An 11155-nucleotide genomic window follows, 5' to 3' on the forward strand; every position below is an offset into this window, starting at 1 on the left:
GTTAGAACGGAATATCGTCATCGAAACCGTTATCAGATCCCGGCGGTGGTGGCGCTTGTGACCGAGCCGGGGCTGGTCCTTGCGGCGGGCGCGGTGCGGGGGCAGCGCGCTCCTCCGAACCATCGGCTGGGAACGGCGCGCTGCCGCTGGAATCGCCGCGTCCACCCAGCATCTTCATTTCGTTGGCGACGACTTCAGTGGTGTAGCGATCTTGATTGGTGGTCTTATCCTGCCATTTGCGGGTTTGCAAGCGCCCTTCCACGAATACCGACGATCCTTTGCGCAAATACTGCCCAACAATTTCCGCCAGCGGACTGTAGAACACCACGTTATGCCATTCGGTACGCTCCTGCTTCTCACCGGTCGTTTTGTCCTTCCAGCTTTCGTTGGTCGCTATTGTCACGTTAGCGACCGCTTTGCCACTGGGCATGTAGCGCACCTCCGGGTCTTTGCCCAGATTACCGATCAGGAAGACTTTGTTAATGCTGGCGCTGGCCATTGAATGCACTCCGTAAGGGTTGTGACGCTTTGAATTTGCCTATTATTACACGTCCACGTCTGCTGCGAATCCCCGTAGCGTTGCCTCATCCAGCGTATGCCGGTCCACCTTGAGATAGGCCACACCATCGGCAGCAATCACTACTGCTTCAGCAACCCCCGGCACCTGCGCCAGTTGCAGCGCGAGATGATGAGCCGCCAGTTCATCCAGTGCGCCTACGTTCAACAGATAGCTGCTGAGGTAGCGCGGGTTCTTCATGGTCCAGGCCACCACCAGCCAAGCCAGCGCTCCCAGCGTCGTGAATGCGAATACGCCCTTGAGGCCGAATGATCCACGCAACCAGCCGCCCAGTCCGCCCCCAGCGAATGCCCCGAGGAACTGGCTGCTGGAATACACGCCCATCGCCGTACCTTTGGCGTCGGGCGGAGCCATTTTGGCAATCAGTGAGGGCAAAGTTGCTTCCAGCAGGTTGAAGCCGGTAAAAAAAATCAGCAGCAATACGCCCATTTCCAGCACGTTGTCATGCAGGGTCAGCAAGCCAAATTCGGTCAACACCAGCGTCAAAATTGCGCCGAGAAACACCGGCTTCAGTCGCCGGTGCTTCTCGGCGAGAATAATGAACGGGACAATGGCAACCATCGAGAACAACAACGCTGGCAGATAGACTTCCCAATGGCGGTCGCTCGGCAGACCAGCATCACGCAGTGCTAGCGGCACCGCGACGAAGGTGGCGGTCAGCAACAGATGCAGGATGAAAATGCCGAAGTTCAGGCGCAGCAACTGGGTATCGGCCAGCACCCGGCCAAATTGGGAAGCCACCGGTTCCGCGTCGCGATGAACCCGGCTCAGAACCGGATTCGGCACCCGAAACCGCACCACGGCGATGCTCAGCAGGGCGCATAGCCCGGTCAGCCAGAAAATCCCCGGCACCCCGATCCAGCCGTTCAGCACCGGCCCCATAATCATTGAAATCGCGAACGACAGGCCGATGGTGATACCGATGGTAGCCATGACCTTGATCCGATGTTCCTCGCGGGTCAGATCGGCTGCCAACGCCATCACCGCCGCTGACACCGCACCGCCGCCCTGCAAGGCGCGGCCCAGGATCACGCCCCAGATGGAATCGGCCAAGGCTGCCGCGACACTACCCACGGCAAAGATCAGCAGACCCAGATAGATCATCCGCTTGCGACCATAATGATCGGACAGGAAACCGAAGGGAATTTGGAATAGCGCCTGGCTGAAGCCATAGATGCCGATGGCCAGCCCCGCCAGAGCCGGGGTGTTACCGCGCAGATGTTCGGCGTAGAGGGCGAACACCGGCAAAATCATGAACAAGCCCAGCATCCGTAACGAAAACACACCCGCCAACCAGAACGCCGCCCGGCGTTCATCGAGAGTCATCCGCCCGCCTGTTAAACCGGCTGCCTTCATTCCTTTCCACGCCTCCAACAGTGATCTATAAAGTGATTCATCAGGATTTTCCGCGAGAATCCCCGGCCTTTAGGCCGGGGAGGGAGAGCGGACGGCGCGGCAGTTCCCCGCAGGGGGACTGGTTCAGCGCCGCGTTTTTGGGTAGCCTCTTCAAGGTCTCCTATTCAAGACCTACCGCCGGGCAGGCGGAAGGTGAAGTCTGTGGAGAGGAAGTGAGACCTGGGGGAGTTTCCGGCTGCGGCTCGAACCGCGTAAGACTCCCCACTCCGGGGAATCGAATCGGCGAAAACCAAGCCTTAGCTCCTCTGGGCACTCCTCAACGAAGCAGAAAACCCTGATTGTGAAATCAGGAATCCCCGTCCTTCAGAGCCTGCCCCCGCGTAGGCGGGGGGCGGGGAGGATGTCAAACATACTATCCTCCGCTTTTTCGCGCATGGCCTAACCAGCTCGATTAGGCTTCAAACCGATCTGGGTCTCGTCGCTGTACTCCGCCATCTGCGCCAAACCGCTTTTTCTAATTCCACCAGTAGCAATACCGCCACGCCGGCCAGCATCACGCTGATCCAACTGCCGGCGCTCATCGGTGCTGTGCCCATTAAGCGCTGCATCGGCGGAAAGTAGGTAAAAGCCAGTTGCAGCACCAGCAGAATACTGATGGTGGCGAGGACATAACGACTGCCGAACAACCCTTGGCGCGACAGTACTGAATCGTAGAGATAGCGGCTGTTGAACAGGTAGAAAATCTCACCCATCACCAGCGCGTTCACCGCCACGGTGCGCGCCGCGTCCAACGTCAATTCCTCCTGCGCCATTTCGTAGTGGAACAGGCTCAATGGCGCGATCACCAGTAACACCGATACGAACGCGATTCGCCACAGCATGAAGCCGGACAGCAGCGGTTCACTGGAATTGCGCGGCGGGCGCTGCATCACGTTCGCTTCGGCCGGTTCGAGCGCCAAGGCCAGGGATAGCGTCACCGCCGTTACCATATTGATCCACAGAATCTGTACCGGGGTAATGGGGAGGGTGAACCCGAACAGAATGGAGGCCACGATCACCAGCGCCTCGGCACCGTTGGTAGGCAGAGTAAACACAATAGCCTTACGCAAATTATCATAAACGGTGCGGCCTTCCTCCACCGCATGAGCGATAGAGGCAAAATTGTCGTCGGCCAGCACCATGGCCGACGCTTCCTTGGCGGCTTCGGTGCCTTTCAGCCCCATCGCCACGCCAACATCAGCACGCTTGAGTGCAGGAGCGTCATTGACACCGTCGCCGGTCATCGCCACCACTTGATGATTGGCTTGCAGCGCCGCAACCAAGCGTAATTTATGTTCGGGACTGGCGCGGGCGTAGACATCAACGTCCCACACTATCGCCTGCAACGCCGCATCGTCCAATGCTTCCAGTTCCGATCCGGTCAACACCGCCCGCCCGTCGCCGATGCCCAGTTGAGTGGCAATCGCGCGTGCGGTAGCACCGTGATCGCCAGTGATCATCTTGACTCGAATGCCCGCCTGACGGGTTTGCTGCACCGCACGAATCGCTTCTTCACGCGGCGGATCACTGATACCCATCAGCCCCAACAGAATTAAGCCGTCCTCGACATCCTCAAAATCCAGTTCGCTGCGGGTTTCCACCGTGGTGCGGAATGCCACCGCCAGCACCCGCTGACCCAGCGCCGCCAGTTCCTCGATCTGGCCGTGCCAGTAATCGGCCCGAAGCGGTTGCAGTCCAGTAGCGTCCTGCTCATGGGTACACATGGTCAAAATTCGTTCTGGCGCACCCTTGACGTGAATGAAGCCATGCCCATGATGATCGTGATGCAAGGTCGCCATGAACCGGTGTTGTGATTCAAAGGGGATGCTGTCGGTGCGCCGAAACTGCGCCGTTTCTGCTGCCGGATCGAGGCCCGCCTTAACCGCCAAGGTTAATAACGCGCCTTCGGTGGGATCGCCTTCCATCTGCCAATCGCCGTCCTGTTCGCGCAACACCGCGTCGTTGCACAACTGCCCGGCGCGAGCGATGGCCAGCAAGTCTGCCGCCGCTTCGGACGCCACCACAACCCCGTCCACCGTGAACCCGCCGACCGGCGCATAGCCGACGCCACTGACGGTAAGGGTACGCTCAGGGCTAATAACGCGCTGCACCGTCATTTCATTGCGGGTCAGGGTGCCGGTCTTGTCCGAGCAGATGACCGTAACCGCGCCCAGCGTTTCCACTGCGGGCAACCGCCGGATGATGGCGTTGCGCCGGGCCATGCGCTGAACGCCAATCGCCAGAATGATAGTCATTATGGCCGGCAGTCCTTCGGGAATCGCCGCGACCACCAGCGCCACCGCCGCCATGAACATCTCTTCTGCGGACTGACCGCGCCAGAAAACTCCAGCTACGAAAGTCACTATTGCAGCAGCTACAATCGCCGCGCTGAGCCAGCGTCCAAACTGAGCCATTTGTCGCAGCAGCGGCGTCTCGATTTGCTCCACCTGTTCCAGCAAGGTGCTGATCCGGCCAATTTCAGTGGCTTCGCCGGTGGCGACTACCACGCCAAGGCCCTGACCGTAACTGACCAGAGTGCCGGAATACGCTATGTCGCTGCGGTCACCGATAGCCGCTTCAGCGGAGACCGGCGCAATGGATTTTTCGACCGCTTCGGCCTCGCCGGTCAGCACCGCTTCCTGAATCCGCAGATTCTTAATTTCGATCAGGCGTAAATCAGCCGGCGCCTTGTCGCCTGATTGCAAGAACACCCAATCACCGGGAACCAGGGCTTCGGCGGCCATTTCGTGGCGCTGACCATCGCGCAGCACCATCGCTTTGAGCGACAGCATCTTGCGGATCGCCGCCAGTGCCGATTCAGCCTTGCCTTCCTGCACGAAACCGACGATGGCGTTGATCACCACGACGCCGATAATGACAGCGGTATCTACGGCGTGGCCCAAGGTCGCGGTAATTGCCGCTGAAACCAATAGCACATAGATCAGGACGTTATGGAATTGCAGCAGAAAACGCAGCAGAGACCCGCGTTGTTGCGGCGGACTCAGTTGGTTGGGACCGTGGATGGCCAGCCGCCGCGCCGCTTCGTCGGTGCTCAAGCCACCGGGTGCAGTACTTAGTTCGTGTAGAACCTGTTCTGAAGATAGGGAGTGCCAAAGTGGGGAGGATTGAGATGAGGCTGCATTCATGGGTGATATTCTCTGAGGTTATGGTGCCGGATAGATTGGCAAATCAGTATCAAGTTACCAACATGAGCGAACTTATTGCTCTCCCAGAGTGGGTATAATCTTTCGCCAACGACTTTTCACCCCTCTACTTTCCATCCTCTGCCGGGGAAATTTGTCAGGAGCCTTCGATCATGCCGCGTGAAATCATTCAGACCGACCAAGCCCCCGCCGCTATCGGCACCTATTCCCAAGCGGTCAAGGTCGGCGCCACCGTTTACCTGTCCGGGCAAATTCCACTCGATCCGGCCACTCTGCAACTGGTGAATGGCGGCATGGACACGCAAATCCGCCGGGTGTTCGACAATTTGGCCGCTGTGGCCGGTGCCGCCGGCGGCAATCTGGCCGATACGGTCAAGCTTAATGTGTTCCTGACTGATCTCAGTCATTTCGCCCTGGTCAATCAGATCATGGCGGAGTATTTCCTGCCACCGTATCCGGCTCGCGCCGCGATAGGCGTCGCTGCTTTACCGCGTGACGCGCAGGTTGAGATGGACGCGGTGCTGGTGTTGGAAGGTTAAGCGCATCGCTATGCAGCGCCTGGCGCGACCCCTGCTACCGGAACCGGCGCTGCTACCGGTCACCGCCTTGAAAGGCGTCGGACCAAAGCTGGCCGAACGGCTGCACCGGCTGGGCATCCGCACCGCCGAAGATGTGCTGCTGCACCTGCCGCTACGCTATCAGGATCGCAGCCGCATCACCCCTATCAGCCAATTGCATCCCGGCGAGGAAGCGCAGATCGAAGCAGAGATCACCGGTGCCGAAGTGACGGGGCGCAGTCGGCGTTTTCTACTCTGCCACCTGCGCGACAGCACCGGCGTCCTCACTCTGCGCTTTTTCCATTTCAGCCCGGCTCAGGAACAACTGTTCAGCCAGCCCGGCGTCTGGCTGCGTTGTTTCGGCGAAGTGCGGTCGGGTTATACCGGCGGCCTGGAAATCATCCATCCCGAATGCCGCCGGATCGGCGTAGAGGAAACGGCGGTAGCCGACTGCCTGACCCCGATTTATCCCGCTACCGCCGGCTTGCAACAATTCACCTTGCGCGGTCTGGTCGAACAGGCGCTGATGCAACTGGATACAGCAGCGCTGCTGCCGGAACTGCTGCCGCTGGCGCTACGGGCGCAGTTGAAGTTGCTGCCTATGGCTGAATCAGTACGGCTGCTGCACCAACCGCCGACGGATGTGGCGCTGGCTGAACTGGACAGCGGCCGTCATCCAGCCCGGCGGCGGCTGGCCTTCGAGGAACTGCTGGCTCATCAACTCAGTCTGCGGCGGCTGCGCCAGCGGGTACAACAACAGGCCGCGCCACCGCTGGCTGGTGAGGGTGGGCTAAGTCAGCAGTTTGTGGATCGGCTGCCGTTTACCCTCACTGGTGCCCAACAGCGGGTGTTGGCGGAAATTGCTGCCGATATCGCCCAATCCCGCCCGATGCTGCGGTTGCTCCAAGGCGATGTCGGCTCTGGAAAAACGGTGGTGGCCGCCACCGTGGCGCTGCGGGCGGTGGAGATTGGGGCACAGGCAGCGTTAATGGCTCCTACCGAACTGCTGGCCGAGCAGCACTACCGTAACTTCCGCGACTGGCTGCAACCGCTGGGTATTGAAGTGGCCTGGCTGACCGGACGACTCACCGGGCGAGCGCGGCGGACCCTGCTGGAACGACTCGCCGCCGGTGAAATTCACGTCGCGGTGGGCACCCACGCGCTGTTTCAGGAGGCCGTCACCTTTGCCAACCTGGCGCTGGCGATTGTGGACGAACAGCACCGTTTCGGTGTTCATCAGCGGTTGGCGCTGCGTGAGAAGGGCCGGCAGCGCGGGCATTGCCCGCATCAGCTCATCATGACCGCTACCCCGATCCCGCGCACTCTGGCGATGAGCGCTTACGCTGATCTGGACACCTCGACCCTGGACGAACTGCCGCCGGGCCGACAGCCGGTGAAAACCGTTGTGGTGCCCGACCATCGTCGCGATGCAGTGATTGAGCGGATCCGCCAAGCGTGCCGGAGCGGTCAGCAGGCGTATTGGGTATGTCCACTGATTGACGAATCCGAGGCGCTGCAATGCCAGGCGGCGGCGGTCACGGTCGAACACCTGACCGAAATCCTGCCGGAATTGCGGATTGGCCTGGCGCATGGCCGGCTGTCCGCCGCTCACAAGGAAGCGGCAATGACCGCGTTCAAGGCCGGTAATCTCGATTTGCTGGTCGCTACCACCGTGATCGAGGTAGGAGTAGACGTGCCCAATGCCAGCCTGATGATTATTGAAAATGCCGAACGGCTGGGACTGGCGCAGTTGCATCAGTTGCGGGGCCGGGTTGGGCGCGGCGCAGCAGCGAGTCATTGTGTACTGCTGTACCGCCCACCGCTGTCCGCCGTGGCTCACGCCCGCCTGGCGGTGCTGCGGGAATGCCACGACGGCTTTGAGATCGCCCGCCGCGATTTGGAACTGCGCGGCCCCGGCGAGGTACTCGGCACCCGTCAGACCGGCGAGCAGACGTTGCGGGTTGCCGATCTGCTGCGCGATCAGGATCTGCTGAACGCGGTCCGCCATGCTGCCGACGAACTGCTGCGCGACGATCCGGATCGGGTGGAACTGCTGATCCGGCGCTGGATCGGCGCCGGGGTCCATTACGGCGAGGTGTAGCCAAGGTGGGCGAAGCTGCCGACGCCTGAGATGGCTCAGCGCCGCTTGTTATCCTCCTCCAGATGGAGCGTCTCGCTGGCTATGCGTGGTTGCGGTCGCTGACTTTCCAGCTTGATCCGCAACCGCAGATTATTGGCGGAATCGGCGTGACGGATGGTGGTTTCATAGCTGATGCGTCCGGCCTCATACAGATTAAACAGGGCATCATCGAAGGTGATGATGCCCTGTTCACTGGAGCGGGCCATGACGCTCTTGATCTCCTTGACCCGGCCCTGAAAAATCAACTCCGCCATCAGCGGGGTGTTGAGCAGCACTTCCACCGCCGGAATCAGCGAAGACTGATCCTCACGCGGCAGCAACCGTTGCGAGATAAAGGCTCTGACGTTGAACGACAAATCCATCAGCACCTGCGCCCGCTTTTCTTCCGGGAAGAAATTGACAATGCGATCAAACGCCTGGTCGGTATTATTGGCGTGCAGCGTGGTCAGACAGAGATGGCCGGTCTCGGCGAAATTGAGCGCCTGCTGCATGGTTTCCCGATCTCGAACCTCACCGATCAGGATCACATTCGGCGCCTGCCGCAAGGTGTTTTTCAGCGCCGCCTCGTAGGATTCGGTATCCACACCGACCTCGCGCTGGTCCACCAGCGATTGTTTGTGGCGATGGAAAAACTCGATGGGATCTTCGACGGTGACGATATGCTCCCGACAGTGGCTATTACGGTGATCCACCATCGCCGCCAGCGATGTGGTCTTGCCGCAACCGGTGCCGCCCACAAAAATCACCAGCCCGCGCTTGTGCATGGCAATGTCCTTGAGGATCTGCGGCAGGTGGAGTTCCTCAATCGTCGGAATCTGCTGCTGGATCAACCGTAACACCATCCCGGCGCTGCCACGCTGGGTGAAGGCGCTGACCCGAAAGCGGGCGAGATCGGGCAGGTTCAGCGAAAAATTGATTTCGTGATGCTGGTCATAATCTCGCGCCTGGCGGTCGTTCATAATCGAACGCACCAGTAGGGCAGTCTGTTGGGGCATCAGTTTCTGGCCGCCCACCCGGTGAATATCCTGATTGACCTTGAGCGCGGCTGGACTGCCGGCGGTGATGAAAATGTCTGATCCTTTCAATTGCAGTAGTTTGATTGCCAGTTCATAGAGATACTGGGTTGCTTTGTCGTGATCGTTTACAACCGGTTCCGGAATGTGTTCCATACTTTTGCGCCTTATTCGTTGGCTCACGTTCACCTACGCCCGATAGCGATAGCTGATCCGGCCACCGATTCCCGCCGGATTCACCTTTCGCCACCCGCTCGGTTTTCTCCGAGTCCTGCCCCTATTTTATACTGCGCACACTGCACCGACGCTGGGCGGTTACGGGCATAATCACATCTTCATTCAGTTTTCGCCCCACCGATTCAGGAGATGATCGCTGTCATGCGCTATCCCCACCGTATACTTCAATTATTGGCGCTGTTGCTACCGCTCTGCGGTATGGCCGCCCCGCCGGCGCGTCTCGCTGAGATGCAAAACCTTCCAGATTTTCGCAAACTGGTCAAGCAGAACGAACCCACCGTGGTCAATATCAGCACCACTCAGGCACCCGCCCGGAAAGCTGCAAAACGCCCTTATGCCCTGCCGGAACAACCCGGCTCCGAGAACCCTTACCTGGAATTTTTCAAGCGCTTCTTCCAGGAACGCCCGGAATTGCCCAGTGGCCAAGCCAATTCCCTGGGATCGGGTTTCATCCTTTCGCCGGATGGCTACATCCTGACCAATGCCCATGTCGCTCGCGACGCTGATAAGATCATTGTCCGGCTCAGCGACCAGCGGGAACGACCGGCCAAGGTAATTGGCGCGGACGATCTGACCGACGTGGCGCTGCTCAAGATCGATGGAGAAAACCTGCCGGCGGTGAAAATTGGCGATTCCGACGCGCTGGAGGTGGGCGAGTGGGTGCTGGCCATCGGCTCGCCGTTCGGACTGGAGCAAACCGCCACTCAGGGTATCGTCAGCGCGGTGGGCCGCAACCTGCCCAGCGGCACCTACGTGCCGTTCATCCAGAGCGATGTCGCGGTCAACCCCGGCAGCTCCGGCGGGCCGCTGTTCAACCTGCGCGGCGAGGTGGTCGGCATCAATTCGCAAATCTATAGCAGCACCGGCGGCTATATGGGGTTGTCGTTCGCCATTCCCATCAAGCTGGCGATGCAGGTCGTTGAGCAGATGAAGGCAACCGGCGAAGTCACTCGCGGCTGGCTGGGCATCCTGTTGCAAGCCGTCAACAACGATCTGGCCGAGGCGTTCCGGCTGGACCGTCCGCGCGGGGCGCTGGTGGCGCAGATTCTGCCGGACAGCCCGGCGGCCAGCGCCGGCTTCAAACAGGGCGACATCATCCTGCGTTACGGCGGCGAACCGGTCGAGGACTCTTCGCAACTACCGCGCATGATCGGGGTCACCCCAGTGGGCAAGACGGTGGCGATGTCTATCCTGCGTAATGGCGAGCCGCTGGAAATCAAGGCCACGATCGCCCGGCTGGAAACCGCCCCGGAAGTCGTATCCACCATGGATGAACACAACGACCCGCGCCTGAAAATTATTGTTGCCGACCTCAGCAACGAACAGCGTCGCACTCTGGGTATGGAGGAACAGGGGGTTCTGGTCACTACGCTGGACGAGGGGCCGGCTGCCAACGCCGGCCTGTATCCCGACGATATTATCCTGCAACTCAATCATAACCCGGTGAAAAACGCCAACCAGTTTGTTGAACTGGCCAAGGAACTCCCCAAAGGTAAAGCGATCCCGCTGCTGGTGCGGCGTGAAAATGAGACTCTTTATCTTGCGGTACGCCTACCCGACAAGGAATAACCGCAGCCCGTCAATCACTCCGCCCTAAAGGGCGAGGCTTGTGGTGGATGAAACCGCAAGTCTGGGTTGACCAGCCCAAGCCGTACCCAACCGGCTACGTTGCGAACAGGTTTAAAACCTACTGCTCCAACCGGGCTGAGTTGACTTCAAGTAGCGGGTGGGTTTTCCTGTAGGAGTCCCCCCTGACGAGGAGTCTGACCATGCCGCTGCCCAAATATGTGGTCCGTTTGACTGCCGAGGAACGCGCCGAACTGGATGATCTGATCCGCACCGGGAAACGGGCGGCGTCTGTGCTGAGCCACGCGCGTATTTTGCTCAAGGCCGATGCGGGCGCGGGCGGGCCGGGCTGGGACGATGAGCGGATGGCCGAGGCCTTGGAATGTGGAGCCTCCACGGGGTACCGAGTGCGCCAAGCGTTCGTGGAGGAGGGCCTCCCGGCGGCGCTGTTCCGCCAGAAGCCCACGGGCCGGCAGTCTCGCAAGCGGGATGGCGCCCAGGAGGCA

General features: G+C 60.1%; 7 protein-coding genes and 1 pseudogene. 4 read left to right on the forward strand and 4 right to left on the reverse strand.

Annotated features, from left to right (window positions below):
- Position 1: 1 nt before the first annotated feature.
- The 3 genes from ssb to BN874_RS16635 all read right to left on the reverse strand — a co-directional run bounded on the left by ssb (position 2) and on the right by BN874_RS16635 (position 5118).
- On the reverse strand, positions 2 to 499 hold the full coding sequence (ssb, locus tag BN874_RS16625; protein WP_034435364.1) for a single-stranded DNA-binding protein: 498 nt from the start codon (positions 497 to 499) through the stop codon (positions 2 to 4).
- Between the two features lie 45 nt (positions 500 to 544).
- A complete protein-coding gene (locus BN874_RS16630; RefSeq protein WP_230314469.1) occupies positions 545 to 1903 on the reverse strand; it encodes an MFS transporter in 1359 nt (452 codons plus the stop codon).
- Between the two features lie 488 nt (positions 1904 to 2391).
- Positions 2392 to 5118: a cation-transporting P-type ATPase gene (locus tag BN874_RS16635; RefSeq protein WP_034435366.1), complete on the reverse strand. Its 2727-nt coding sequence runs from the start codon at positions 5116 to 5118 to the stop codon at positions 2392 to 2394.
- Between the two features lie 170 nt (positions 5119 to 5288).
- On the opposite strand from BN874_RS16635, the gene BN874_RS16640 reads away from it, so the two are divergent.
- Positions 5289 to 5675 carry a Rid family detoxifying hydrolase gene (locus tag BN874_RS16640; protein WP_034435367.1) on the forward strand — a complete coding sequence of 129 codons (387 nt, stop codon included), beginning with the start codon at positions 5289 to 5291 and terminating at the stop codon, positions 5673 to 5675.
- 10 nt (positions 5676 to 5685) lie between these two features.
- Entirely contained in the window at positions 5686 to 7794 is a 2109-nt protein-coding gene (gene recG / locus BN874_RS16645) for an ATP-dependent DNA helicase RecG (protein WP_051497956.1), read from the forward strand.
- 35 nt (positions 7795 to 7829) lie between these two features.
- Here the strand turns inward: recG and BN874_RS16650 are convergent, their stop codons facing one another.
- Positions 7830 to 9002, reverse strand: coding sequence for a PilT/PilU family type 4a pilus ATPase (locus BN874_RS16650; RefSeq protein WP_034435368.1), 1173 nt, complete (start codon positions 9000 to 9002; stop codon positions 7830 to 7832).
- A 222-nt stretch (positions 9003 to 9224) separates the two neighbouring features.
- On the opposite strand from BN874_RS16650, the gene BN874_RS16655 reads away from it, so the two are divergent.
- The gene (locus BN874_RS16655) at positions 9225 to 10652 is read left to right on the forward strand and encodes a DegQ family serine endoprotease (protein WP_034435371.1); all 1428 of its coding nucleotides are present in this window, start codon (positions 9225 to 9227) and stop codon (positions 10650 to 10652) included.
- A 200-nt stretch (positions 10653 to 10852) separates the two neighbouring features.
- Positions 10853 to 11155: pseudogene (locus BN874_RS16660) on the forward strand (helix-turn-helix domain-containing protein); the annotation flags it as partial.

The sequence above is a fragment of the Candidatus Contendobacter odensis Run_B_J11 genome (assembly GCF_000531125.1).
GTDB lineage: Bacteria > Pseudomonadota > Gammaproteobacteria > Competibacterales > Competibacteraceae > Contendibacter > Contendibacter odensensis.

Excerpts from the sequence above, each read along its gene's own strand:
- BN874_RS16655 (WP_034435371.1), top strand. The coding sequence starts at position 9,225 with ATGCGCTATCCCCACCGTATACTTCAATTATTGGCGCTGTTGCTACCG.
- recG (WP_051497956.1), top strand. The coding sequence starts at position 5,686 with ATGCAGCGCCTGGCGCGACCCCTGCTACCGGAACCGGCGCTGCTACCG.
- BN874_RS16640 (WP_034435367.1), top strand. The coding sequence starts at position 5,289 with ATGCCGCGTGAAATCATTCAGACCGACCAAGCCCCCGCCGCTATCGGC.
- ssb (WP_034435364.1), bottom strand. The coding sequence starts at position 499 with ATGGCCAGCGCCAGCATTAACAAAGTCTTCCTGATCGGTAATCTGGGC.
- BN874_RS16650 (WP_034435368.1), bottom strand. The coding sequence starts at position 9,002 with ATGGAACACATTCCGGAACCGGTTGTAAACGATCACGACAAAGCAACC.
- BN874_RS16635 (WP_034435366.1), bottom strand. The coding sequence starts at position 5,118 with ATGAATGCAGCCTCATCTCAATCCTCCCCACTTTGGCACTCCCTATCT.
- BN874_RS16630 (WP_230314469.1), bottom strand. The coding sequence starts at position 1,903 with ATGACTCTCGATGAACGCCGGGCGGCGTTCTGGTTGGCGGGTGTGTTT.